The organism is Klebsiella michiganensis (assembly GCF_002925905.1).
GTDB classification, from domain to species: Bacteria; Pseudomonadota; Gammaproteobacteria; order Enterobacterales; family Enterobacteriaceae; genus Klebsiella; species Klebsiella michiganensis.
The window spans coordinates 38,688-62,049 of record NZ_PRDB01000006.1 but is presented as its reverse complement, the minus strand read 5'-3'; the positions used below and the strand labels follow the sequence as shown (position 1 = coordinate 62,049).

The window sequence follows — 23,362 nt, the reverse complement described above, 5'->3', positions numbered from 1 at the left end:
TTGCGGCAATTCTGTCGTTTTACCTTCGCATTTTTCAGGGATGTTGACTATGCGCGTTAATATAAAAAGCTTACCCTATCGGATATTTATTTACGCTATCGCGTGCAGTCTTTCTATTGCTGTGGTTAATTTTATTACCACCTCATTAATTCATCGTATTTCTACAACATCATCCATGCTTTTCCCCGTGCTGACTATTTCACTGATGGGCTTTCATATTATGATTGCCTGCTTTATGGGCATGAAATAACTGTGTGATAAAAATCAACTGTACCTGGCCCCGATAGCCTTCGCGTTTACCTGCTCGGCCCTGCTGATGCTGGGAACGATAGGCAGCTATCCCGACTGGCTGGTCTGTGCTCAGGGGCGCGAGATCAATCAAAATGACGCGCTGGTTTTTTATTTTTTCCGCAACGTGATGATGGCTGTTTTATTTATAACCTCAATTGTTTTATATCGCATCCGACACATTACCGGCCACTCAAGAAAAATTCACGGTGCGGTGCTCAGTAGTTGTTTTATTTTTATCAGCGCAACGCTCATATTATCGTGGGTTCATTCAAGCAACTCGCCGTTGCTAAGCATTGAATTCATTGACAATCTAACCTACACCTTTACGCCACTATGGCATAATCGCATTGGCTGGCTATTAATTATAATATGGTCATTAACGCTGATTTTACTGATCGGCCTGACTCGGCTGCGTAATATATTCTGGTACAGCGGCGCTTTTTTTTGTACCGCCTATATCTTTACGCTGCTGGTGCTGCTCTCCACGGTTAGCGGTAACGCTCACTCCTGGAACCAGGCGCGGCTTTTTGAAACGCTGAGCACCCTGTTTCTGATTTTAATTCTACTTGGTGACGTTTTTATACTCTATCGTGAATCAAACGAAAGATACGTCCGCTCTTACCAGAACTCGATTCGCGATCCCCTGACCCGGCTGTATAACCGCAGCTATTTCTATGACACCCTGACTCAGCGATTGTCGAAGGCTTCCGCTTCACAGCCGCTGTCGGTTATCGTCTGCGACCTCGATCGCTTTAAGCGCATCAACGACACCTACGGTCACGTGCAGGGAGATAAGGTGATTCAGTTTGCTGCCAGCGTGTTGCAGAACAACGTGCGCCAGGAGGACATTGCCGCGCGTATCGGCGGGGAAGAGTTTGCCGTGCTGCTGGTGAATATCGGCGCCAACGAAGCGCTGGCAATCGCCGAACGTATCCGCCTGTCGGTCAGCGAGAAGCAGGAGGGATTACCGGAGAGAATGACCATCAGTATGGGCGTGTTCACCACGCAGGATGCGCACGTTTCGGCAGAAGAGTGCGTTAAGCGCGCGGATACCGCGATGTACGAAGCGAAAAACAGCGGGCGTAACCGCGTAGTGGTCTGGCGTGAATAAACAAAAAAGAGGCCTTGAGAGTCCTCAAGGCCTCGCTAAGGTCAATCTTTTGCCTGGAGATCGAGAATATTGTGTTCAAGTTTACGAATCAAATTAAGCAGCGTTTCCACCTCTTCCTTAGATACGCCGGCCAGAATCTCATCACGCGTTTTGCCGATAACCTCTTCCATTTCGTTGATCAGAGGCTCGGCTTTTTCGGTAAGCTTGATACGTTTTGCCCGCCGATCGTTAGCACAGGTCTGGCGAGAAATAAGCCCTTTCTCCTCCAGCTGGTCGAGCGTGCGAACCAGCGACGGCTGCTCAATACCAATGGCTTTCGCCAGCTGAATCTGCGACTGTTCAGGCGGCAGCTGGTGAATGTTATGCAGCGTGACCCAGTGCGTCTGCGTTAACTCCAGAGGTTTCAGGCGATGGTCGATTAGCGCGCGCCAGACGCGCACCAAACGTGCCAGATCAGAACCAAGTGGCGATTCCAATTTCATCTCCTTATAATTAGCTTGCTAAGTTATTATACTGATTTTAGAATAGTGTGCAGCATTTAAATTACCAAAACAAATGAATTACCCGATTCACTAAAATCAGAACAATGATTTACAATGTGAATAATCGCATAACCTGAACATTCTTCCTGCAACGGCAAAGGATTTTTGCTTGTGAAACTGAGTCTTAACACTGCCGGATTGTCGCTCCAGGACCTGGTGTTCGGCGCTTCTGTCTATTTCCCTCCCGTCTTTAAAGCCGTTTTGCTGGGCTTTTTTATCTGGTTGATTATCCACCGCCAGCTGCGGGACTGGATGTATGCAGGCGAGATTTGGCATCCCCTGCTAATGGACCTCTCCTTCTTTGCGCTCTCCGTCTGTCTGGCGCTGGTTTTACTGACTATCTGGTAATGTTCATTACATGAAGAAACTAAAATACTTATCCACGCTGCTGGTCGCCGCGCTGGCTATTATTGCCGCCTGGCTGGTCTGGAATTACTACACGCAATCCCCGTGGACCCGCGACGGCAAGGTCCGCGCCGAGCAGGTTGGCGTCACGCCCCAGGTTTCCGGCAGCATCCTGCAGCTCAACGTGCGCGACAACCAGCTGGTTAAAGCGGGAGACGTGCTGTTCAGAATCGATGACACGCCTTATAAAATCGCCCTGCTCAACGCCCGGGCGCAGCTTGCTAAAGCCAAAGCGGAAGTCGCCCGCGCGCAGGCAGAACAGAAAAAAGCCGCCAGCGATGCCAGCCGTCGGCGTCATCTTTCACAGAACTTTATCTCGGCAGAAGATTTAGAAAACGCCAACACCGCGCTGAATACCGCCACGACCAACCTCGAAGCCGCTAAGGCCGTGGTTGGCGTGGCGCAGGCCACCCTCGATCACGCCCAATGGCAGCTCACGCAGACGGAAATAAAAGCGCCGGTTGACGGCTGGGTCACCAATCTCTCAACCCGGGTTGGCGACTACGCCGCCGTTGGCCACCCGGTTTTCGCCCTCGTGGACAGCCGCTCCTTCTACGTGGTGGGTTATTTTGAAGAAACGAAACTGCGCAATATCCGTCCCGGCGACAGCGCCCAGATCATTCTTTATAGCAGCAAGCAGAAGTTACAGGGTCACGTGAGCAGCATCGGACGCGCCATCGTCGACCAGAGCGTGGAGAGCGGCGGCGATCTGGTGGCGAACATTAAACCGAATATTCCGTGGGTCCGACTTGCCCAGCGCGTACCGGTGCGTATTGAGTTTGATCATTTGCCGCCGGATACCATCCTGGTCTCCGGTACCACCTGCACCGTAGCCATCGGCGCGCAATAATGAAGCTGCAGGCTCTGACGTGGCGCTCGCTCCCGTGGATTAAGGCCAGCCGTCCGCAGTGGCGCTATGCCTTGCGTAACGGGATTGCCATGTGCCTGGCGCTGAGCGTCGCCTACTGGCTGAATCTTGACGAACCCTACTGGGCGATGACCTCCGCCGCGGTGGTCAGCTTTCCCACCGTCGGCGGGGTGATCAGCAAAAGCTTCGGGCGTATTGCCGGCAGCCTGCTCGGCGCCTGCGCGGCGCTGCTGCTGGCCGGGCATACGCTCAACGATCCGTGGCTGTTTCTGTTCAGCATTTCGGCGTGGATAGCCCTCTGCACGTGGGCCTGCGCGATGTTTACCAATAACGTCGCCTACGCTTTCCAGCTTGCGGGCTACACCTGCGCGATTATCGCTTTCCCGGTTATCAATATCACCGACGCGAACGAACTGTGGACCATCGCCCAGTCGCGCGTCTGCGAAGTCATCGTCGGTATTTTGTGCGGCGGGCTGATGATGATGATCTTACCGAGCACCTCCGATGGCGCTACGCTGCTGACGGCGCTGAAAAACATGCATGCGCGCCTGCTGGAACACGCCAGCCTGCTGTGGGTGCCGGAAACGACCGATGCCATTCGCACCGCGCACGAGAGCGTGATCGGGCAAATCCTGACCATGAATCTGCTGCGCATTCAGGCCTTCTGGAGCCACTATCGCTTTCGTCGGCAAAATCCGCTGCTGAACTACCTGCTGCATCAACAGCTGCGAATGACCAGCGTGATTTCGAGCCTGCGGCGAATGCTGCTCAACTGGCCCACCGCGCCCGCCCGCACCCGCGAGATACTGGAGTCGTTGCTCAACGAGTTATCTCATGCCAACGCCGACGCCCTGAGCGTTGCCCGCATCATCGCTCCGCTGGCGCCGCCCGCGGACGCTGACTACCGGCATATCGCCTTCTGGAAGCGTCTGCGCTACTTCTGTCGTCTCTATCTGGAGAGCAGCCGCTGGCTCAGGCGCATCGAAAACGCCAGCGCGATAACCGAATTTAACGTACCTTCCGCGCCAGCGCTGGCCCGCCATACCGATCAGGCCGAAGCCTTATGGAACGGCGTACGCACCTTTTGCGCGCTGGTGATGGTCGGCGCCTGGGGAATTAGCACCCAATGGCAGGCCTGCGCCGCAGCCCTGACCCTGGCGGCGATCTGCTGCGTGCTCTATTCGGTCTCTCCTTCGCCGTTTAAGTCACTAACGCTGCTGATGCGTACCCTGATCCTGCTTTCACTCTTTAGCTTTGTGGTGAAGTTTGGCCTGATGGTGCAGATAACCGATTTATGGCAGTTCCTGCTGTTTCTGTTTCCCCTGCTGACCACCATGCAGCTGCTGAAACTCCAGATGCCTAAGCTCGCCGGACTGTGGGGGCAGCTGATTGTCTTTATGGGGTCGTTTATTTCGGTGACCAACCCGCCGGTCTACGACTACGCATCGTTTCTTAACGATAATCTGGGCAAAATCATCGGCGTCGGCCTTGCCTGGCTGGCGTTCGCCATCATCAGCCCGGGTTCAGACGCGCGTAAAAGCCGCCGTCATATCCGTGCGTTACGGCGTCACTTTGTCGACCAGCTAAGCCGCCGCCCGCAGCATAGCGAGCATGAATTTGAATCGCTGGTTTATCACCACATCAGCCAGCTCAGCAATAGCCAGGATGCGCTGGCGCGCCGCTGGCTGCTGCGCTGGGGCGTGGTTTTGCTCAACTGTTCCCACGTGGTGTGGCAGCTTCGCGAGTGGGAAACCCGTTCCGACCCGCTATCGCAGGTGCGCGATTTATGCATCAGCCTGCTGCGGGATGTGATGAGCGAGCGCGGGGTACAGCAGCGGCCACTCGCCTCGACGCTGCAGGAGCTGCAGCGCATCTGCTACGCGCTTAATCACCACCACCAGCCGGCGGCCAAAGAGCTGGCGGCGGTTATCTGGCGACTGTGGTGCGCGCTGTCGCAGCTGGAGCAGGCGCCCATTGCCGGCACCTTAACGGAAAGAACTACTTAATCACGCCGCAGGCGAACCGCTCGCCGCCGCCGCCAAGGGGCTGCGGGCTATCGGACATATTGTCGCCCCCCACATGAATCATCAGCGCCTTCCCTTTAACCTCATCCAGCGTTTTTAAGCGCGGCGCGACCACCGGCTGGGTTGCTTTACCATCGTTATTGACCACCAGGAACGGCAGATCGCCGAGGTGACCGGCGCCGTCGGGACCTTCATGCTTACCGGTTTTTTGCGGATCGTAGTGCCCGCCTGCTGCGCCAGCGGCGACGGCTTTACCCTCTTTAATCGCGGGCTGGCAGCTGCCGTTGGCGTGGATATGGAAGCCGTGCTCGCCGGGAGGCAGCGCCTTCAGGTCTGGCGTAAATTCCAGGCCTTTCGCGGTTTCGCTGATTTTAACGCTACCGATAGCCTGACCGACGCTCTGGCTGGTGACAAGATTGATATCGACGCTTTCACTGGCCGCCTGCGCGCCTGCGCACGCGGCCAGGGTAAGTATGGCGAGAATACATCGTTGCATAACACCTCCTTAATGGCTCTGTCGCTACTAAGTGTAGGCCATTGCGGAGGTGATGGGGTTTACGGAACGTCGTAGCCTAACGCCGCTTTGCGGATACGGAACCACTGCTGGCGGGACATCTTCAGCTTTTCGGCCACCACCGCGGAACGCACGCGCTCCATTTTCCCTGAGCCAATAATCGGCAACGGCTGCGACGGCAGGCGCAGGATCCAGGCATACACCACCTGCTCAATGCTCTCCGCATTCAGCTCCTGAGCAACGCGCGCCAGCTCATCGCGCAGCGGCTGGAAGCTGTCGTCGTTAAACAAACGACCGCCGCCGAGGCAGGACCAGGCCATCGGGCGAATACGCAGCTGCTGAAGCTGATCCAGCGTACCGTCAAGCAGCAGCGGCTGATGAACCGGAGAAATTTCCACCTGGTTGGTCGCCAGGGTAAACGGCAGGCGCGACTGCAGCAGGGTAAACTGGGCGGGGGTAAAGTTCGATACGCCGAAGTGACGAACCTTGCCGCTATGGTGAAGGGCCAGGAAGGCTTCCGCCACTTCATCCGCATCCATCAGCGGGTCCGGACGATGAATCAGCAGCAGGTCAATATGGTCGGTGGCAAGGTTACGCAGCGACTGCTCCGCGCTGAGAACAATATGGTCGCGGTCGGTAATATAGTGGCCGATGGTGTTTTCCGCCCGCGCTTTCGTGGCAATCCCGCACTTGGTGACAATTTCCATCCTGCTGCGCAGATGCGGCGCCAGCTTTAGCGCTTCGCCAAACGCAGCCTCGCAGCGATAGTCACCGTAAATATCGGCATGATCGATGGTGGTAATGCCCAGATCCAGGTGTTGCTCAACAAAGCCCACCAGCGCCTGAGCGGACATATTCCAGTCCATCAGACGCCAGTAGCCCATCACAAAACGAGAGAATTCCGGCCCCTGCGGAGCCATAGCAATACGCTGAACCATAACAGCTTCCTCAATAAAAAAGTGCCCTGAGTATACGCAATTTTAGGCTTAAAACAGTGAGGGTTGCTGCGGTTCTTCCGCACTATCCTGCTTAGCTGCGCGTAATTTGCGCAGTAGCCGCTGACGGCACAGACGCAAAACATCCTGCTTTTGCGCATCGCTCATTTTCTGCCAGTTGAAACGCTCGTCGCGGCTACGCATACACCCCCGACAGTAGCCGCGTTCATCAGACTGACAAATCCCCCGGCACGGACTCTGTACCGGGAAGAATTCCAGTTGTTCAGCCACTTCGCCTCTCCTGCCGCTCATCTCTTTCTTTATTGAAGACGTTTCATCCGCCGTACGCAAATTTTGTTCATCAGCCTCTGCGCCAGGCGGCATTTTTAATTATGACTTGCATTAGACCAATCGGTCTATTACAGTGAACGCCATGAACAAGCACAGTGAATGTAACACCCGCGAACATATCCTGGCCACCGGCGAGCAGCTCTGCATGCATCGGGGGTTTACCGGTATGGGTCTGAGCGAACTGCTGAAAACAGCGGAGGTGCCGAAAGGCTCTTTCTATCACTACTTTCGCTCTAAAGAAGCCTTTGGCGTTGCGCTGCTCGACCATCACTACGCCGGATATCTTCAGCGCCTGGTCGATCATTTTGACCACGGCGAGGGGAACTATCGCGACCGCCTCCTGGCCTACTATCAGCATACGCTGACGCAGTTTTGCCAGCAGGGCATCATCAGCGGCTGTCTGACGGTGAAGCTGTCGGCAGAGGTCTGCGATCTGTCGGAAGATATGCGCACCGCGATGGATAAAGGCGCCAGCCAGATCATCGTTCTCCTCGGCGACGCGCTGGAGAAAGGCCGTCAGGAGGGCAGCCTTGCGTTTGACGGAGACGCCTTAACGCTCTCGCAGGTGCTTTACTCCCTGTGGCTGGGGGCGAATCTGCAGGCTAAAATTACGCGTAGCGCAACGCCGCTGGAAAGCGCCCTTGCCCACGCCAAACGTATTATTGCTGCGCCTGCCGTTTAACAGGCGTTTTTATTTACCCCGTTTCAAGACGACCGGTCTACTCAGGAGTCATTATGTCAGAATCAAAGTTGTTTACCCCATTGAAAGTGGGTGCGGTAACCGTACCGAATCGCGTGTTTATGGCTCCGCTGACGCGTCTGCGCAGCATTGAACCGGGCGATATTCCTACCCCGCTGATGGGCGAATACTACCGCCAGCGTGCCAGCTCCGGCCTGATTATTTCCGAAGCCACCCAGATCTCCGCTCAGGCTAAAGGCTACGCGGGCGCACCGGGCCTGCACAGCCCGGAGCAGATTGCCGCTTGGAAAAAAATCACCGCCGGCGTACACGCCGAAAACGGGCGTATTGCCGTTCAGCTGTGGCACACCGGGCGCATTTCCCACAGCAGCATTCAGCCGGGTGGCGCCGCGCCGGTTGCGCCATCGGCCATTAGTGCGGGCACCCGTACCTCGCTGCGTGATGAAAACGGCCACGCTATTCGCGTAGACACCTCGATGCCGCGCGCGCTCGAAACCGCCGAGATCCCGGGGATCGTTGATGATTTCCGCCAGGCGGTAGGCAACGCCCGCGATGCCGGTTTTGACCTTGTCGAACTGCACTCCGCGCACGGCTACCTGCTGCACCAGTTCCTTTCCCCTTCTTCCAACCATCGTACTGACCAGTACGGCGGCAGCGTGGAAAATCGCGCTCGCCTGGTGCTGGAAGTGGTTGATGCGGCGAGTAAAGAGTGGAGCGCCGACCGTATCGGGATTCGCGTCTCGCCTATCGGCAGCTTCCAGAACGTCGATAATGGCCCGAATGAAGAAGCCGACGCGCTCTATCTCATCGAAGCGCTGGCCAAACGCGGTATTGCTTACCTGCATATGTCCGAGCCGGACTGGGCTGGCGGCCAACCGTACAGCGATGAATTCCGTCAGAAAGTCCGCGACCGCTTCCCGGGCGCTATTATCGGCGCTGGCGCCTACACGGTGGAAAAGGCAAACGATCTGATCGGTAAAGGCCTGATCGATGCCGTGGCCTTCGGTCGCGACTATATTGCCAACCCGGATCTGGTCGCGCGCCTGCAGAAGAAGGCCGCGCTGAATCCGCAGCGTCCGGAAAGCTTCTACGGCGGCGGCGCGGAAGGTTATACCGATTACCCTACCCTGTAATCCCTCCATTGATAGCGGCGGGTTATCGCCGCTATACTCAACGCTCTGATGTATCAAAATAAACTGCATAGGGGACATTATGCGCTTACTTCACACCATGCTGCGCGTTGGCGACCTGCAACGTTCTATTGAGTTTTACACCAACGTGCTGGGCATGAAACTGCTGCGCACCAGCGAAAACACTGAGTATAAATACTCGCTGGCATTCGTGGGTTACGGCGAAGAGAGCGATACCGCCGTGATTGAGCTGACCTATAACTGGGGCGTTGATAAGTACGATCTCGGCAGCGCTTATGGCCATATCGCGCTCAGCGTTGAAAACGCGGCCGAAGCCTGCGAGCGTATCCGCCAGAACGGCGGCAACGTGACCCGTGAAGCCGGCCCGGTCAAAGGCGGCACCACCGTCATCGCCTTCGTCGAAGATCCGGATGGCTATAAAATTGAACTGATTGAAGAGAAAGACGCCGGAAAAGGCCTCGGCAACTGATCGGCTGCGGGCACCCGCGGTGCCTGCTGTTTTATCCCCTTCCTGCTGCAAGCCGCGGCAAAATTTGCCATAATGCGCGCTACTTTTTTCCAGCTAAGAGAATCTGATGTCCGAGAACGTTCAACTTAATGGTCTGTGCGACCGTTTTCGCGGTTTTTATCCTGTGGTAATCGATGTTGAAACCGCCGGGTTTAATGCCAAAACCGACGCCCTGCTGGAGATCGCCGCTATTACGTTGAAAATGGATGAGGAAGGCTGGCTGATGCCGGACGAAACGCTGCATTTTCATGTTGAGCCTTTTGAAGGCGCCAACCTGCAGCCCGAAGCGCTGGCTTTTAATGGTATTAACCCTAACGATCCCGAGCGCGGCGCGGTGAGCGAATACGATGCGCTGCACGCGATTTTTAAAATGGTCCGCAAGGGAATGAAAGAGAGCGACTGCAGCCGCGCGATTATGGTCGCGCATAACGCCACGTTCGATCACAGCTTTACCATGGCGGCGGCAGAGCGGGCTGGCCTGAAACGTAACCCCTTTCATCCGTTCGTGACCTTCGATACCGCGGCTCTGAGCGGCCTGGCTCTGGGTCAAACGGTGCTGTCGAAAGCCTGTATTGCCGCGGGAATGGCATTTGATGGTACCCAGGCACACTCGGCGCTTTACGATACCCAGCAAACCGCCCAGCTATTCTGCGAAATCGTCAACCGCTGGAAGCGCCTTGGCGGCTGGCCATTACCCGTGGCCGAAGAGTAAGCGATAAAAAAAGCGACTTCACCGGAAGTCGCTTTTTTATTGGCAGCCGAATTACTCGGCTTTCGGTTCGTCAGTCTTGTACTTCGCGGCCGTTTCTTTGATCAGCTGCTGCAGTTCGCCGCGCTGATACATTTCAATCACGATGTCACAGCCGCCGACCAGTTCACCGTCAACCCACAGCTGCGGGAAGGTCGGCCAGTTAGCGTATTTCGGCAGCTCTGCGCGGATGTCCGGATTTTGCAGGATATCGACGTAGGCAAAACGTTCGCCACAGGCGGAGAGCGCCTGAACGGCCTGAGCGGAGAAACCGCAGCTTGGCAGCTTCGGCGACCCTTTCATGTACAGCAGGATCGGGTTTTCAGCGATTTGACGTTGGATTTTTTCTAAAGTCGTGCTCATTGTCGTGCTTCCTTAAACTTCTTTACGGCAGTAATTTGTCATTGTAGCGCCCTGGGCGCAGGACCGATAATAACATTTTTTTCACTTGCCACATTTTATCTTCTGTCGGCATAAGTTGCCTTAAAAATATCATTTTATTGCTATACGCGGCAACGCGTTGCGCGTTTTTCACGCGCGGGTACCGCTGACGGAAGCATTTTTTTGCAAATGTTAACCAAACGAGACGTTAGATACAAAAGAGTAGTAACTCTCCACGATTTTATGCTTTAGAATCGATGCGGTTTGTCATTCATCGTCAGGCATCTGTATATGTCTGTAATTTAATCAGGGGATTGCTCAGTGGCGCGTCTTAACAAAATCGCGATTTCGCTCTGTGCATTACTTTTCACATCTATTTCACTTACGCCGCTGGCGCATGCTTCCGGGCATACGCACGCTTCGGCCACGCCAAAAGCGCATCCGGCCAAGGGCACGACCGCAGAGCGTAAGAAAAAAGCAGCCAGTTCTAAAAGTAAAACCACCGCCAAAACCCCCAGCAAGAAAACGTCGACCGCCAGCCGCAGCAAATCAACCGCGTCACGCCAGACTGCCAGCGCCACAAAAAAATGCGTTCTGCGCAAAGGCTATAAAAAACTGTGCGCCAGCTCGACAAGGTCGATAGCGGAAAGCAAGCTGGCAACCGCAAGCGTGCAGAAAAAGTGCGCGGTGCGTAAAGGCTATAAAACCCGCTGCAAACCGGTTGCCGACGAGCCGCAGCTGACCATCGCCGACGCGCATAAAGCTCGGGTACAAAAGGCGCAAAGCACCGCCATGTCCAAGCTGATGGATCAGATTGGCAAACCCTATCGCTGGGGCGGCACCTCTCCGCGTACCGGGTTTGATTGTAGCGGTCTGGTCTATTACGCCTATAAGGACCTGGTTAAAATTCACATTCCGCGCACCGCCAATGAGATGTATCACCTGCGCGACGCCCGTCCGGTGGATCGCGGCGAGCTGCAAAGCGGGGATCTCGTCTTCTTCCGCACCCGCGGGCGCGGCACTGCCGATCACGTCGGGGTTTACGTTGGCAACGGCAAATTTATCCAGTCTCCGCGTACCGGCCGCGATATTCAGATCACCTCATTAAGCGACGATTACTGGGTACGCCACTACGTTGGCGCGCGTCGCGTCATGACGCCGAAAACCATTCGCTAATTGTGCCTTGTCGCTGCGGCGGCAGGGTAACTCTCTCTTTTGCCACATCTTTTAATTTGCTACTATTATTACCCTGCGTAATACATGGTTATTACGCAGGCAAACTATAAAAAGGAGAGTAGCAATGTCGTTCGAATTACCTGCATTACCATATGCAAAAGACGCCCTGGCGCCGCACATTTCCGCAGAAACCCTGGAATACCACTACGGTAAACACCACCAGGCCTACGTCACCAACCTGAATAACCTGATCAAAGGCACCCCGTTTGAAGGCAAAACCCTGGAAGAGATCGTGCGTTCTTCCGATGGCGGCGTTTTTAACAACGCAGCTCAGGTCTGGAACCACACCTTCTACTGGAACTGCCTCGCGCCGAACGCCGGCGGCGAACCGCAAGGCGAACTGGCGGCGGCTATCGCTAAGTCCTTCGGCAGCTTCGCTGATTTCAAAGCCAAATTCACCGACGCAGCGGTAAAAAACTTCGGCGCAGGCTGGACCTGGCTGGTGAAAAACGCCGACGGTAGCCTGGCCATTGTCTCCACCAGCAACGCCGGTACGCCGCTGACCAGCGACGCGACTCCGCTGCTGACCGTGGATGTCTGGGAACACGCTTATTACATCGACTACCGTAACGCCCGTCCGAACTATCTGGAGCACTTCTGGGCGCTGGTAAACTGGAAGTTTGTTGCTGCTAATCTGGCTGCATAAAAGCAAACCGCAGAAGCCTTTCAGCTTCTGCGGTTATTGTATGACTTCACGCAATATTAACGGTTGGCGAACGCCTCTTCCGGCTGCGCCCGGCCGCTGAACAGCACCAGCAGTAGCGCCACGCCTGCGATAATCGCCCCCATCACCGGGACAAAGGCATAGCCCAGGCCGCCAGAGATGACCGCGCCGCCCGCCGCCGCGCCCAGCGCGTTTCCGAGGTTAAAAGCCCCAATATTGACCGATGATGACAGCCCCGGCGCTTCGTGGGCGACGCGCATCACGCGCATCTGCAAAGGCGGCACCACCGCAAAGGTCGCCGCGCCCCAGACCACCATACTGATTGCCGCGCCCACCTGCGATTGCGCCAGCAGCGGGATCGCCAGCATGATAACCATCAGCAGCAGCAGAAAGCCCTTCAGCGTCCCGCTAACGGAACGGTCGGCAAACTTACCGCCAAGGTAGTTACCCAGCGAGAAGCCGACGCCAATCAGCACCAGCATGGCGGTCACAAACAGCGGAGAGGCGTGGGTGATGGTATGCAAAACGGGAGAAATATAGGTATAAAGCGTGAACATCGCCCCTGCCCCCAGTACCGTCGTCAGCAGCGCCGACAGCACCTGCGGACGCATCAGCACGGAAAGCTCCTGCTTGACGTCAGGGCGCTCGCCGGCGCTGCCCTTCGGTAGAGAAAACCACAGACCGATAATCGCAATCACGCCCAGCCCCGCCGTGGCAAGAAACGACATCCGCCAGCCGATGGTTTCGCCCAGCCAGGTCGCCGCGGGAACGCCGCCGATATTCGCTATCGTCAGCCCCATAAACATCGTCGCCACGGCGCTGGCCTGTTTGTGTTTTGGCACAACGCTCGCCGCCACCACCGAACCCAGGCCGAAGAAGGCGCCGTGGTTAAGGCTGGTAATAATGCGCGACAGCAGCAGCGTGGTGTAATCCGGAGCGATGGAAGAGAGTACGTTACCGAGGGTAAAAATCGCCATCAGGAAGATCAGCGCATTTCTGCGCGCGCGGTGGGAGAGCAGCAGAGTCATCAGCGGCGCGCCGACCATCACGCCGATGGCATAGGCGCTAATCAGCATTCCCGCCGCCGGAATCGAAACGTCCACGCCTTTAGCGATAACCGGTAATAGCCCCATCGGGGAGAACTCGGTTGTGCCGATACCAAAGGCACCGATCGCCAGCGCGAGCAGGGGAAAATTGATTTTCATGCAGGGACTCCATCAGGCCGCCTTCCGCGACGGCATCTCATCAGAAGTCAAAAGCATGACATCAATCACAGAAAAACAAAAGTGAACGAAATGGCAAAAGATTTTTGCGAAAATGATAATAATGGCGGAGAGAAAGGGAGAGCGGCCCCTCCCTTATCGCATAATTAGTGCAGTACGGCGGTCAAACCTGCGGCAACAATCAAACCAAGAACAATAATCGTCGTCGTCAGCGAAAACTTTAAATTTGTATCCATCAATTTTTCCCCCTGATTATCCCCACATGAAAAGTGAGCTTGCTCATTTTTACACAGAATAGCGTAAAAATCTTCCGAGATTTAGAGTGATGCACATTTTTGCTCTTCCCCTTTGCCCCAAGATCGGACAAAATCCCACGCTAATTTGAAAGCGTATCGGCCATTGACCCCTTCCTGTCGTTCTGTGTCGTTTTCCCGACGTGATGCCATGCTCAATTTTGGCGCCAGGGTGTGTACAGGCAAACGTTTACGTACCGATAAACAGACGATCAGGTCAAGGTCTGGAGTGAGAAGTAATGGCAACTATTAAAGATGTAGCGAAGCGCGCAAACGTTTCCACTACAACAGTGTCACATGTGATTAACAAAACCCGATTCGTTGCGGAAGAGACGCGCAATGCGGTGTGGGCGGCAATAAAAGAACTGCATTACTCCCCCAGCGCCGTTGCCCGCAGCCTGAAGGTCAATCACACCAAATCTATTGGTCTGCTGGCCACCAGCAGCGAAGCGGCCTATTTCGCTGAGATTATCGAAGCCGTCGAGAAGAGCTGCTTCCAGAAGGGCTACACCCTGATCCTCGGCAACGCGTGGAACGACCCTGAGAAACAGCGCGCCTATCTGTCAATGATGGCGCAGAAACGCGTAGACGGCCTGCTGGTGATGTGCTCCGAATATCCGGAGTCGGTGTTAAGCATGCTGGAAGAGTATCGTCATATTCCGATGGTAGTGATGGACTGGGGCGAGGCAAAAGCCGACTTCACCGACTCGGTTGTCGATAACGCCTTTGAAGGCGGCTATATCGCCGGGCGCTACCTTATTGAACGCGGGCATCGCGATATCGGCGTGATCCCCGGCCCGCTGGAGCGTAACACCGGCGCAGGCCGGCTGGCAGGTTTTATGAAAGCGATGGAAGAGGCGCAGATTAGCGTTCCGGAAAACTGGATTGTGCAGGGCGATTTTGAGCCGGAATCCGGCTACCGCGCCATGCAGCAGATTCTCGGCCAGCACCCTCGCCCAACGGCCATCTTCTGCGGCGGGGATATTATGGCGATGGGCGCCATCTGCGCGGCGGATGAAATGGGTCTGCGCGTGCCGCAGGATATTTCGCTGATCGGTTATGATAACGTGCGCAACGCCCGCTACTTTAGCCCGGCGCTGACCACCATTCATCAGCCTAAAGACTCTCTTGGCGAAGCGGCGTTTAACATGCTGCTGGACCGCATCGTTAATAAGCGTGAAATCTCGCAGTCGATTGAAGTCCACCCTCGCCTGGTCGAGCGCCGTTCCGTGGCCGATGGCCCGTTTGTTGATTATCGCCGTTAACCTTTCCCGCGGCGTCGGTCATTCCGGCGCCCGCAGCCACTCCCGGTTTAGCGTTTCGCTATCGCCAAGGTAATCCAGCAGCCATAGCAGCGCCGGCGAGGCATCGCTTTGCTGCCACGTCAGGCAGCATGCGGCGTCCGGGAAGGGGTTCTCCAGCTCCAGCGCCGTCCATGCGCCGCTATCAAGCCACGGGCGCGCTAAATGCCCGGGTACCATACCGACGCACAGTCCGGCGGAGAGACAGGTTTCTGAGGCATCCCAGTCCGGCACCACCACCCTCTTCTGGTTATCCAGCAGCCAGGTGGTCCGCTTCGGCAGCGAGCGCGAGGTATCCTCCCTGACCAGCGACGGCCAGTTGCGCAGGACGTCATCGCTCAGAGGCCCGGCCATTTTGGCCAGCGGATGGTGGCTCGCGACGACGCAGTCCCAGCTCAGCATTCCCATATCGCGAAAGGCGTAGCGGCCCCCTACCGGAATTGAGCGTGTCGCGCCGATGGCCAGCTCCACGCGACCGTCGGCGAGCGCATCCCAGACGCCGTTGAACACCTCCTGAAAAACAATCAGTTCGACGTCATCAAAATGACGATAGAAATCAACGATCATCTGCCGCATGCGCGTGGGTTTAACGATATTATCCACCGCAATAGAGAGCTGCCCGCGCCAGCCGTTCGCTATCTGCTGGCACTGCTGGCGGGTGATCTGCATTTTTTTGATAACAGAACGCCCCTCCTGTAAAAACCAGACGCCGGCCGGCGTTAATTCCACATCACGATGACGGCGTTCGAACAGCGGTACCGCCAGCCACTCCTCCAGCTGACGCACGGTATAGCTGACGGCCGAGGGTACGCGGTGCAGTTCCTGCGCTGCGGCGCTAAAGCTGCCGTTACGGGCGACAGCATCGACAACTTCAAGCGAGTATTCGGACCACATTTTCTGCCTGCAAAATTTTTGAATTCACCTGACAAATATTAGCGTTTCACAAGCCTTAATGCACTCCCTACACTCTGCGCCATCGTACCTGCAACAATAAAAAGAGAAGATGATGCAACAACCTGGGAAAGGATTTTTAGTCTGGCTGGCTGGACTCAGCGTACTGGGCTTTCTGGCGACCGATATGTATCTTCCGGCTTTCGCCGCCATGCAACAAGATTTGAACACTTCTGCGGCCTCCGTCAGCGCCAGCCTGAGCCTGTTCCTGGCAGGCTTTGCGCTGGGCCAGCTTTTCTGGGGGCCCCTTTCCGATCGCTATGGCCGCAAGCCGGTGCTGTTGAGCGGGCTGGCCATTTTTGCTATCGGCTGTCTGGGGATGCTGTGGGTTCGCGATGCCAACCTGATGCTCGCGCTGCGATTTATTCAGGCCCTGGGGGTTTGCGCCGCCGCGGTGACCTGGCAGGCGATGGTCACCGATTATTATCCAGCGCAAAGAACCAACCGGATTTTCGCCGCCATTATGCCGCTGGTCGGTTTATCGCCGGCGCTGGCGCCGCTGCTCGGCAGCTGGCTGCTGGTCCATTTTGAATGGCAGGCTATTTTTGCCGTGCTGTTCGCGATTACCCTGCTGCTGATGTTGCCCGCCCTGCGCCTGAAGCCAGCGAACAAACCGGTTGCCAGCGCCCAGCAGAAGCTCACGTTTCTCACCCTGCTGCGCTCGCACGAGTATAGCGGTAACGTGCTCATCTACGCCGCCTGTTCCGCCAGCTTTTTTGCCTGGCTGACGGGGTCGCCGTTTATTCTTCATGAAATGGGCTATGGCCCGACCGTTATCGGCCTGAGCTACGTTCCGCAAACTATCGCATTTCTGGTGGGCGGTTATGGCTGCCGCGCGGCGCTGCAAAAATGGCAGGGCCAGCAAATTCTGCCCTGGCTGCTGGCTATTTTCGCCCTCAGCGTCGCCGCCACCTGGCTGGTAGGCCTGCGGGAAAACGCCACGCTCGTTGGTTTGATGATTCCGTTCTGCGCCATGGCGGTGGTGAATGGCGGTATTTACCCTATCGTCGTCGCGCAGGCCCTGAAGCCATTCCCGCAGGCGACCGGCCGCGCCGCTGCGCTGCAAAACACCCTGCAGCTTGGCCTCTGTTTCCTTACCAGCCTGCTGGTCTCGACGCTGATTGCCACCCCGCTGCAAACGACCACCAGCGTGATGCTGGTCTCCATCGTGCTGGCCGGGATGGGCTACCGCATGCAGCACAAAGCCGCGCATCTGGCAACAAAATCGTCACATGCTTAAGGTAATGTGCTGATAGTGCTAAGATCCAGTAGTTAGCTTGCTAAGATATTTTTGTTGAAAGCCTGTTTTTAGCGGCCTATACTGGATCCGGCGTCACATAAATAGAAAACTAATTGATTTTAACGGGAGCAGGATGCATCCCGTTTCACCATGGAAGGCCTTTCGGCAAGGGTTATCTCCCTTCCTCTGTTCTACGTCGGATAGCAGCCTCACGGATTATCCGTGAGATTTCTCACAAAGCCAAAAAAGCGTCTACGCTGTTTTAAGGTTCTGATCACTTGGGCGTGATGGAGAAGCTATGAGTTCATCGTGTATAGAAGAAGTAAGTGTACCAAATGATGACTGGTACCGAATTGCAGTTGAATTATTAGGCCGTGCGGGCATTGAAATTAATGGTCCTGCTCCCTCCGACCTGCGAATTAAAAACCCTCTCTTTTTTAAGCGCGTTTTACAGGAAGGGTCGCTGGGGTTAGGCGAGAGCTATATGGACGGCTGGTGGGATTGTGAGCGGCTGGATATATTTTTCCATAAAGTTTTACGCGCCGGTCTGGAAAATCAGCTTCCCCATCATTTCAAAGATACCTTGCGTATCGCCAGCGCACGCTTATTCAATCTGCAAAGTAAAAAACGATCCTGGATTGTCGGTAAAGAGCATTACGATTTAGGTAACGATCTGTTCAGCCGCATGCTCGACCCCTATATGCAGTACTCTTGCGCTTACTGGAAAGACGCGCAGACTCTCGATGACGCGCAGCAGGCAAAATTAGATCTGATCTGCCGTAAACTTGAGCTTGAGCCAGGGATGCGGGTACTCGATATCGGCTGCGGCTGGGGCGGGCTGGCTTACTACATGGCCAAACATTACCAGGTCAGCGTGGTTGGCGTGACCATCTCGGCAGAGCAGCAGAAAATGGCGCAGCAGCGCTGCGCGGACCTCGACGTTACCATCCTGCTCCAGGACTATCGCGACCTGCACGAAAGCTTCGATCGTATTGTTTCCGTCGGCATGTTCGAACATGTCGGGCCTAAAAATTACGCCACCTATTTTGATGTGGTCGATCGTAATCTGAAACCCGACGGTCGTTTCCTGCTGCATACCATCGGTTCGAAAAAAACCGATCATAGCGTTGACCCGTGGATTAACAAATATATCTTCCCTAACGGCTGCCTGCCGTCGGTGCGCCATATTGCCGAAGCCAGCGAATCGCATTTCGTTATGGAAGACTGGCATAATTTTGGTGCCGACTACGACACGACGCTGATGGCCTGGTATGAGCGCTTCCTCGCCAGCTGGCCGGAAATCGCCGACAACTACTCGGAACGCTTCAAACGTATGTTTAGCTATTATCTGAATGCCTGCGCTGGCGCTTTCCGCGCGCGCGATATTCAGCTCTGGCAGGTGGTTTTTTCTCGCGGGGCCGAACACGGCCTGCGCGTGGCCCGCTAAAAATATCCCCCGCATCGGCGGGGGTATTTTTTACTCGGCCGCCGTTTTCAGTGCCGCCTCTTTCGCCGCCAGCACGCGCTCGACGGTATCGATGACCGCCTGAGTCTGCGGATCGATTTCAATATTCACCCGATCGCCCAGCTTTTTCACCCCAAGCGTGGTGCGCTGCAGCGTTTCCGGAATTAAATGAACGCAAAAGCGGGTTGGCGTCACTTCACCGACGGTGAGGCTAATCCCATCTACGCCGATATAGCCTTTATAGAGGATATATTTCATCAACGTCGGGTCCTGAACCTTAAACCAGATCTGGCGGTTATTTTCCGAGGTGAGAATTTTCACTACTTCCGCGGTGGTCATAATATGGCCGGACATCAGGTGACCGCCAATTTCATCGCTGAATTTCGCCGCGCGCTCAACGTTAACGCTGTCGCCCTCGCCAACCTCGCCCAGATTAGTTATACGCAGGGTCTCTTTCATCAGGTCAAAACTCACTCGCGCGCCGTCTATATGGGTGACGGTCAAGCAGCAGCCGTTGTGCGCCACGGAAGCCCCGGTTTCGAGCCCCGCCAGCATATGCTCAGGCAGCTCCACGACGTGGGTGCGAAAGTTAGGTTTTTCATCGATCGCCACCACTTTGGCGGTCCCCTGCACAATACCGGTAAACATATTTTGCTCCTGTATAAATTCGTGACGGTATCAGTACCGTTTTAGGCTATGACGAACAATAACAGGTGGCAAAACAGGTTGCCAGCGCACAACGTGCAGTGGAATTTTTTCACTGGCTAAATGGCTAATCCTCGCTACAATAGTCTGGCAAATCCCTCTGCTTTTCTTCTTGCTGCCACATATGGCGGCTTTTTTAGTCCTCCAATAACAACAATATAAAGGTGTTTACGTGCAGAAGTATTTTATTGAAGCGCGTCAGTTATTAGCACTGGCTATACCCGTTATACTCGCCCAGGTGGCGCAAACCGCCATGGGCTTCGTCGATACCGTGATGGCGGGTGGCTATAGCGCCACCGACATGGCGGCCGTCGCCATCGGCACCTCTATCTGGCTACCGGCGATCCTCTTTGGCCACGGCCTGCTGCTGGCCCTGACGCCCGTTATTGCCCAACTGAATGGTTCCGGCCGTCGCGAGCGTATTGCTCACCAGGTACGCCAGGGGTTCTGGCTGGCTGGCTTCGTCTCCCTCCTGGTGATGGTCGTGCTGTGGAACGCCGGTTACATTATCAGCTCAATGCATAACATCGACCCGGCGATGGCAGAGAAGGCGGTCGGCTACCTGCGGGCGCTGCTGTGGGGCGCGCCCGGCTATCTGTTCTTTCAGGTCGCTCGCAACCAGTGTGAAGGCCTGGCGAAAACCAAGCCGGGTATGGTAATGGGATTTATCGGTCTGCTGGTCAACATTCCGGTGAACTACATTTTTATCTACGGCCACTTTGGTATGCCGGAGCTCGGCGGTATCGGCTGCGGCGTGGCGACGGCATCGGTTTACTGGGTTATGTTTTTCAGCATGCTCTTCTGGGTGCGCCGCGCGCGTTCGATGCGCGATATTCATCGCACAGAGCGCTTCAGCAAACCGGATTTCGCCGTCATTCAGCGTCTGGTACAGCTGGGCCTGCCGATTGCGCTCGCGCTGTTTTTCGAAGTGACGCTCTTCGCCGTCGTGGCGCTGCTGGTTTCGCCGTTGGGGATCGTTGACGTCGCCGGGCATCAGATAGCCCTCAACTTCAGCTCGCTGATGTTCGTCTTACCGCTCTCGCTGGCGGCAGCGGTGACCATTCGCGTCGGTTTCCGTCTCGGGCAGGGTTCCACGCTGGAGGCCCAGACCTCAGCCAGAACCGGCGTCGGCGTCGGGGTGTGCATGGCCGTTTTCACGGCGGTTTTCACCATTCTGATGCGCAAGCAAATCGCGCTGCTGTATAACGATAATCCCGAGGTGGTTACCCTCGCGTCCCAGCTGATGCTGCTGGCGGCGATCTACCAGATTTCCGACTCCATTCAGGTGATCGGCAGCGGGATTCTGCGCGGCTACAAAGACACGCGTTCCATCTTCTTTATCACCTTTACCGCCTACTGGGTATTGGGACTGCCGAGCGGCTACCTGCTGGCGCTGACCGATATCGTGGTACCGCGCATGGGCCCCGCCGGGTTCTGGTGCGGCTTTATTATTGGCCTCACCTCCGCCGCCGTAATGATGATGCTGCGCATGCGTTTCCTGCAGCGTCAGCCTTCCAGCGTCATTTTACAACGCGCGGCGCGCTAGCCCGTCGCGGAAGAGAAGTCGCTTTCCAACGGCGCTGATTCAGCGCCGTTTTCTCAAGCTGGTGAAGAAATATTCTTTTGCATCAGTAAAATATAACCAATATGGATAAAACTTCTGCGATCGTGAGAAATCTGGAAGAAAAGTGACGTTTGCCTCTTGCCACAACCCCTCCCTCCCGCTAATATGCGTCCCCGTTGCCACTGCAACATTGCGTTCATAGCTCAGTTGGTTAGAGCACCACCTTGACATGGTGGGGGTCGTTGGTTCGAGTCCAATTGAACGCACCATAATGCGTTTATAGCTCAGTTGGTTAGAGCACCACCTTGACATGGTGGGGGTCGTTGGTTCGAGTCCAATTAAACGCACCATAATGCGTCCGTAGCTCAGTTGGTTAGAGCACCACCTTGACATGGTGGGGGTCGGTGGTTCGAGTCCACTCGGACGCACCATTTCACAGCCTCGTGATCTGGTGCCTTTTATCTCCCGCATTGAAATATCCGAAAATTACTCTCAGCACTGGTAATACGCTATTTTCTGATTTTTCCCGGTCGTGTCCTTAATATCTTTCACCATCCCGACAACTTATTTCCTGCGCTTATGTAAATTGACGTAAAGCCCTGCGCCGCGTCTACGCTGCATTTATTAACGCAGCGGCCCCGCCGATATTCCCTCGCGAATAAAAATCTTTCGTTAGATCATAACCCGTTATGCTGACATTCATTAAAAACAAGCGAAACGGTAAAAGCAGCGCAATTCAGAGTATTTCAAAAAATATCACCACAAACTGGTTTGACTGTTCAAAAATAACGACTAAATTTAATTTCTGAACGACAACGGATACGTACCTGAAGCGTATCTTCCTGACATAAACTCAACAACAGAGGTATGAAAATATGGCAGAACATCGTGGTGGTTCCGGTAATTTCGCTGAAGACCGTGATAAAGCATCTGAAGCAGGACGTAAAGGCGGTCAGCACAGCGGTGGTAACTTTAAAAACGATCCGCAGCGCGCATCTGAGGCCGGTAAGAAAGGCGGCCAAAATAGCCATGGCGGCGGGCGTAAATCTGATAATTCCTGATATTAATCGCCTCATTCTCTTGTAACTAAAAGAGTAACCTGCGAGTCTGCGGACTCGCAGTTATTCTCCGTTTATAAAGGTAATTAATATGAATATGAAGAGCATAGAAGACGTTTTTATTCATCTTTTATCGGATACGTATAGCGCAGAAAAACAATTAACCCGCGGCCTGGCGAAACTCGCCAGAGCGGCGTCCAGCGAACAGCTTAGCGCCGCGTTCAAGGCCCACCTGGAGGAGACTCAGGGGCAAATTGAACGTATCGATCAAATTGTCGAGCAAGAGCCTGATATCAAAATTAAACGGATGAAATGCGTGGCGATGGAGGGGCTGATTGAAGAAGCTAACGAAGTTATTGAGAGCACGGAGAAAAATGAAGTGCGGGATGCGGCATTAATTGCCGCTGCGCAAAAGGTTGAACATTATGAAATTGCCAGCTACGGCACTCTCGCCACTTTAGCAGAACAGCTTGGCTATAAAAAAGCGGTTAAACTTTTAGCGGAAACGTTAGAAGAAGAAAAATCAACCGACCTTAAATTAACTGACCTGGCGGTCGGCAATATTAATAAAGACGCCCAAAATAAATAGCCAGATGGTAAACCAATATTAAGGAGTTGATTATGAATTATCTTGAACATTATCACGACTGGCTACGCGATGCGCATGCAATGGAAAAGCAGGCAGAATCTATGCTGGAATCCATGGCGAGCCGCATCGATAATTATCCTGACCTGCGCAGCAGAATTCAACAGCACGTAACTGAAACCAAACGCCAAATTACGGTACTGGAAGAGATTCTGGATCGTAATAATATATCACGCTCGGTGCTGAAGGATTCCATGAGCAAAATGGCCGCGTTGGGCCAATCCATTGGCGGGATGTTCCCTTCCGATGAAATCGTTAAAGGGTCAATTAGCGGTTATGTATTTGAGCAGTTTGAAATTGCCTGTTATACCTCCCTGCTTGCCGCCGCGAATAAAGCCGGCGACACCGCCTCAATCCCCGCCATCGAATCGATTCTGGCAGAAGAGCGGGCCATGGCCGACTGGCTGCTGAAACATATTCCGCAAACAACGGAAGAGTTCCTTCTGCGCTCTGAAGCCGAAGGCGTTGAAGCGAAAAAATAAGCAAT

26 protein-coding genes and 3 tRNA genes are annotated in these 23,362 nt (G+C 54.9%); 20 read left to right on the top strand and 9 right to left on the bottom strand.

The annotated features are described in order from the left end of the window. Positions 1-250: 250 nt before the first annotated feature. The gene (locus tag CDA56_RS14520) at positions 251-1,402 is read left to right on the top strand and encodes a sensor domain-containing diguanylate cyclase (RefSeq protein WP_227632994.1); all 1,152 of its coding nucleotides are present in this window, start codon (positions 251-253) and stop codon (positions 1,400-1,402) included. A 41-nt stretch (positions 1,403-1,443) separates the two neighbouring features. Here the strand turns inward: CDA56_RS14520 and slyA are convergent, their stop codons facing one another. Further along, positions 1,444-1,884: a transcriptional regulator SlyA gene (gene slyA / locus CDA56_RS14515; protein WP_016810099.1), complete on the bottom strand. Its 441-nt coding sequence runs from the start codon at positions 1,882-1,884 to the stop codon at positions 1,444-1,446. A 171-nt stretch (positions 1,885-2,055) separates the two neighbouring features. Here slyA and CDA56_RS14510 point away from each other — a divergent pair, with 171 nt between their 5' ends. From CDA56_RS14510 to CDA56_RS14500, 3 genes are read left to right on the top strand one after another with little or no spacing between them, the layout of a single operon-like run. Further along, positions 2,056-2,292 (top strand): DUF1656 domain-containing protein, encoded by a 237-nt coding sequence (locus CDA56_RS14510; RefSeq protein ID WP_004851455.1) that lies wholly within the window; start codon positions 2,056-2,058, stop codon positions 2,290-2,292. Between the two features lie 10 nt (positions 2,293-2,302). Further along, positions 2,303-3,199 (top strand): efflux RND transporter periplasmic adaptor subunit, encoded by an 897-nt coding sequence (locus tag CDA56_RS14505; RefSeq protein ID WP_014229597.1) that lies wholly within the window; start codon positions 2,303-2,305, stop codon positions 3,197-3,199. Further along, the gene (locus tag CDA56_RS14500) at positions 3,199-5,223 is read left to right on the top strand and encodes an FUSC family protein (RefSeq protein WP_103814333.1); all 2,025 of its coding nucleotides are present in this window, start codon (positions 3,199-3,201) and stop codon (positions 5,221-5,223) included. Before CDA56_RS14505 ends, CDA56_RS14500 begins: the two co-directional genes overlap by 1 nt. Here the strand turns inward: CDA56_RS14500 and sodC are convergent. Genes sodC through CDA56_RS14485 form a run of 3 tightly spaced genes read right to left on the bottom strand, consistent with a single transcriptional unit; the run spans position 5,216 to position 7,002 of the window. Beyond that, positions 5,216-5,737: a superoxide dismutase [Cu-Zn] SodC gene (gene sodC, locus CDA56_RS14495; RefSeq protein ID WP_004119475.1), complete on the bottom strand. Its 522-nt coding sequence runs from the start codon at positions 5,735-5,737 to the stop codon at positions 5,216-5,218. The two genes, CDA56_RS14500 and sodC, sit on opposite strands and share 8 nt — an antisense overlap. Positions 5,738-5,796: 59 nt before the next feature. Further along, positions 5,797-6,693 (bottom strand): aldo/keto reductase, encoded by an 897-nt coding sequence (locus CDA56_RS14490; protein WP_032748921.1) that lies wholly within the window; start codon positions 6,691-6,693, stop codon positions 5,797-5,799. Between the two features lie 48 nt (positions 6,694-6,741). Beyond that, positions 6,742-7,002, bottom strand: coding sequence for a DUF1289 domain-containing protein (locus CDA56_RS14485; RefSeq protein WP_162140793.1), 261 nt, complete (start codon positions 7,000-7,002; stop codon positions 6,742-6,744). A gap of 121 nt (positions 7,003-7,123) precedes the next feature. On the opposite strand from CDA56_RS14485, the gene CDA56_RS14480 reads away from it, so the two are divergent. From CDA56_RS14480 to rnt, 4 genes are all read left to right on the top strand, one after another. Beyond that, on the top strand, positions 7,124-7,723 hold the full coding sequence (locus tag CDA56_RS14480; RefSeq protein WP_014229601.1) for a TetR/AcrR family transcriptional regulator: 600 nt from the start codon (positions 7,124-7,126) through the stop codon (positions 7,721-7,723). Positions 7,724-7,776: 53 nt separating this feature from the next. Further along, positions 7,777-8,874 carry an alkene reductase gene (gene nemA / locus CDA56_RS14475; protein WP_004851469.1) on the top strand — a complete coding sequence of 366 codons (1,098 nt, stop codon included), beginning with the start codon at positions 7,777-7,779 and terminating at the stop codon, positions 8,872-8,874. Positions 8,875-8,953: 79 nt separating this feature from the next. Next, positions 8,954-9,361 carry a lactoylglutathione lyase gene (gloA, locus tag CDA56_RS14470; RefSeq protein ID WP_004119471.1) on the top strand — a complete coding sequence of 136 codons (408 nt, stop codon included), beginning with the start codon at positions 8,954-8,956 and terminating at the stop codon, positions 9,359-9,361. 106 nt (positions 9,362-9,467) lie between these two features. Next, positions 9,468-10,112 carry a ribonuclease T gene (gene rnt, locus CDA56_RS14465; RefSeq protein ID WP_014229602.1) on the top strand — a complete coding sequence of 215 codons (645 nt, stop codon included), beginning with the start codon at positions 9,468-9,470 and terminating at the stop codon, positions 10,110-10,112. Positions 10,113-10,163: 51 nt separating this feature from the next. On the opposite strand, the gene grxD is transcribed toward rnt, so the two are convergent. Beyond that, positions 10,164-10,511: a monothiol glutaredoxin 4 gene (gene grxD, locus CDA56_RS14460; protein ID WP_004102692.1), complete on the bottom strand. Its 348-nt coding sequence runs from the start codon at positions 10,509-10,511 to the stop codon at positions 10,164-10,166. A 339-nt stretch (positions 10,512-10,850) separates the two neighbouring features. On the opposite strand from grxD, the gene CDA56_RS14455 reads away from it, so the two are divergent. Continuing rightward, entirely contained in the window at positions 10,851-11,705 is an 855-nt protein-coding gene (locus CDA56_RS14455; RefSeq protein WP_049082853.1) for a C40 family peptidase, read from the top strand. A 124-nt stretch (positions 11,706-11,829) separates the two neighbouring features. After that, the gene (gene sodB, locus CDA56_RS14450; protein WP_004851476.1) at positions 11,830-12,411 is read left to right on the top strand and encodes a superoxide dismutase [Fe]; all 582 of its coding nucleotides are present in this window, start codon (positions 11,830-11,832) and stop codon (positions 12,409-12,411) included. Between the two features lie 56 nt (positions 12,412-12,467). Here the strand turns inward: sodB and CDA56_RS14445 are convergent, their stop codons facing one another. Beyond that, positions 12,468-13,634, bottom strand: coding sequence for an MFS transporter (locus CDA56_RS14445; protein ID WP_004851479.1), 1,167 nt, complete (start codon positions 13,632-13,634; stop codon positions 12,468-12,470). A gap of 164 nt (positions 13,635-13,798) precedes the next feature. Beyond that, complete coding sequence (gene cydH, locus CDA56_RS14440; protein WP_049082851.1) at positions 13,799-13,888, bottom strand: cytochrome bd-I oxidase subunit CydH; 90 nt, start codon at positions 13,886-13,888, stop codon at positions 13,799-13,801. Between the two features lie 296 nt (positions 13,889-14,184). On the opposite strand from cydH, the gene purR reads away from it, so the two are divergent. Then, a complete protein-coding gene (purR, locus tag CDA56_RS14435; protein ID WP_004851481.1) occupies positions 14,185-15,210 on the top strand; it encodes an HTH-type transcriptional repressor PurR in 1,026 nt (341 codons plus the stop codon). Between the two features lie 18 nt (positions 15,211-15,228). Here the strand turns inward: purR and punR are convergent, their stop codons facing one another. Then, complete coding sequence (gene punR, locus CDA56_RS14430; protein WP_004851483.1) at positions 15,229-16,140, bottom strand: DNA-binding transcriptional activator PunR; 912 nt, start codon at positions 16,138-16,140, stop codon at positions 15,229-15,231. Positions 16,141-16,252: 112 nt separating this feature from the next. Between punR and punC the strand changes: the two genes are divergently transcribed. Then, a complete protein-coding gene (gene punC, locus CDA56_RS14425; protein ID WP_104011376.1) occupies positions 16,253-17,437 on the top strand; it encodes a purine nucleoside transporter PunC in 1,185 nt (394 codons plus the stop codon). Between the two features lie 298 nt (positions 17,438-17,735). Further along, a complete protein-coding gene (cfa, locus tag CDA56_RS14420; protein WP_102803290.1) occupies positions 17,736-18,884 on the top strand; it encodes a cyclopropane fatty acyl phospholipid synthase in 1,149 nt (382 codons plus the stop codon). Positions 18,885-18,914: 30 nt separating this feature from the next. Here cfa and CDA56_RS14415 read toward each other — a convergent pair whose 3' ends face one another. Further along, the gene (locus tag CDA56_RS14415) at positions 18,915-19,550 is read right to left on the bottom strand and encodes a riboflavin synthase (protein WP_004851490.1); all 636 of its coding nucleotides are present in this window, start codon (positions 19,548-19,550) and stop codon (positions 18,915-18,917) included. Between the two features lie 229 nt (positions 19,551-19,779). Here CDA56_RS14415 and mdtK point away from each other — a divergent pair, with 229 nt between their 5' ends. The 7 genes from mdtK (at position 19,780) to CDA56_RS14380 (ending at position 23,357) form a co-directional block, all read left to right on the top strand. Beyond that, a complete protein-coding gene (mdtK, locus tag CDA56_RS14410) occupies positions 19,780-21,153 on the top strand; it encodes an MdtK family multidrug efflux MATE transporter (RefSeq protein WP_049080104.1) in 1,374 nt (457 codons plus the stop codon). A gap of 210 nt (positions 21,154-21,363) precedes the next feature. Then, positions 21,364-21,440: transfer RNA gene (locus CDA56_RS14405), tRNA-Val, on the top strand. 4 nt (positions 21,441-21,444) lie between these two features. Continuing rightward, positions 21,445-21,521: transfer RNA gene (locus CDA56_RS14400), tRNA-Val, on the top strand. Between the two features lie 4 nt (positions 21,522-21,525). Next, positions 21,526-21,602 (top strand) — tRNA-Val (locus CDA56_RS14395). 444 nt (positions 21,603-22,046) lie between these two features. Then, the gene (locus CDA56_RS14390; RefSeq protein ID WP_004136767.1) at positions 22,047-22,232 is read left to right on the top strand and encodes a con-10 family general stress protein; all 186 of its coding nucleotides are present in this window, start codon (positions 22,047-22,049) and stop codon (positions 22,230-22,232) included. A gap of 88 nt (positions 22,233-22,320) precedes the next feature. Further along, positions 22,321-22,818, top strand: a complete 498-nt coding sequence (locus CDA56_RS14385) for a YciE/YciF ferroxidase family protein (RefSeq protein WP_014229611.1) — start codon at positions 22,321-22,323, stop codon at positions 22,816-22,818. Between the two features lie 32 nt (positions 22,819-22,850). Next, the gene (locus CDA56_RS14380) at positions 22,851-23,357 is read left to right on the top strand and encodes a ferritin-like domain-containing protein (RefSeq protein ID WP_009653688.1); all 507 of its coding nucleotides are present in this window, start codon (positions 22,851-22,853) and stop codon (positions 23,355-23,357) included. Positions 23,358-23,362: the final 5 nt, after the last annotated feature.

Bases quoted from the DNA above. Each gene is read 5' to 3' on its own strand.
- sodC (WP_004119475.1), bottom strand. From the start codon at position 5,737: ATGCAACGATGTATTCTCGCCATACTTACCCTGGCCGCGTGCGCAGGC.
- cydH (WP_049082851.1), bottom strand. From the start codon at position 13,888: ATGGATACAAATTTAAAGTTTTCGCTGACGACGACGATTATTGTTCTT.
- CDA56_RS14485 (WP_162140793.1), bottom strand. From the start codon at position 7,002: ATGAGCGGCAGGAGAGGCGAAGTGGCTGAACAACTGGAATTCTTCCCG.
- CDA56_RS14380 (WP_009653688.1), top strand. From the start codon at position 22,851: ATGAATTATCTTGAACATTATCACGACTGGCTACGCGATGCGCATGCA.
- CDA56_RS14500 (WP_103814333.1), top strand. From the start codon at position 3,199: ATGAAGCTGCAGGCTCTGACGTGGCGCTCGCTCCCGTGGATTAAGGCC.
- CDA56_RS14490 (WP_032748921.1), bottom strand. From the start codon at position 6,693: ATGGTTCAGCGTATTGCTATGGCTCCGCAGGGGCCGGAATTCTCTCGT.
- rnt (WP_014229602.1), top strand. From the start codon at position 9,468: ATGTCCGAGAACGTTCAACTTAATGGTCTGTGCGACCGTTTTCGCGGT.
- gloA (WP_004119471.1), top strand. From the start codon at position 8,954: ATGCGCTTACTTCACACCATGCTGCGCGTTGGCGACCTGCAACGTTCT.
- CDA56_RS14445 (WP_004851479.1), bottom strand. From the start codon at position 13,634: ATGAAAATCAATTTTCCCCTGCTCGCGCTGGCGATCGGTGCCTTTGGT.
- grxD (WP_004102692.1), bottom strand. From the start codon at position 10,511: ATGAGCACGACTTTAGAAAAAATCCAACGTCAAATCGCTGAAAACCCG.
- CDA56_RS14390 (WP_004136767.1), top strand. From the start codon at position 22,047: ATGGCAGAACATCGTGGTGGTTCCGGTAATTTCGCTGAAGACCGTGAT.
- cfa (WP_102803290.1), top strand. From the start codon at position 17,736: ATGAGTTCATCGTGTATAGAAGAAGTAAGTGTACCAAATGATGACTGG.
- slyA (WP_016810099.1), bottom strand. From the start codon at position 1,884: ATGAAATTGGAATCGCCACTTGGTTCTGATCTGGCACGTTTGGTGCGC.
- CDA56_RS14480 (WP_014229601.1), top strand. From the start codon at position 7,124: ATGAACAAGCACAGTGAATGTAACACCCGCGAACATATCCTGGCCACC.
- sodB (WP_004851476.1), top strand. From the start codon at position 11,830: ATGTCGTTCGAATTACCTGCATTACCATATGCAAAAGACGCCCTGGCG.
- CDA56_RS14415 (WP_004851490.1), bottom strand. From the start codon at position 19,550: ATGTTTACCGGTATTGTGCAGGGGACCGCCAAAGTGGTGGCGATCGAT.
- CDA56_RS14505 (WP_014229597.1), top strand. From the start codon at position 2,303: ATGAAGAAACTAAAATACTTATCCACGCTGCTGGTCGCCGCGCTGGCT.
- nemA (WP_004851469.1), top strand. From the start codon at position 7,777: ATGTCAGAATCAAAGTTGTTTACCCCATTGAAAGTGGGTGCGGTAACC.
- purR (WP_004851481.1), top strand. From the start codon at position 14,185: ATGGCAACTATTAAAGATGTAGCGAAGCGCGCAAACGTTTCCACTACA.
- punR (WP_004851483.1), bottom strand. From the start codon at position 16,140: ATGTGGTCCGAATACTCGCTTGAAGTTGTCGATGCTGTCGCCCGTAAC.
- punC (WP_104011376.1), top strand. From the start codon at position 16,253: ATGCAACAACCTGGGAAAGGATTTTTAGTCTGGCTGGCTGGACTCAGC.
- CDA56_RS14385 (WP_014229611.1), top strand. From the start codon at position 22,321: ATGAATATGAAGAGCATAGAAGACGTTTTTATTCATCTTTTATCGGAT.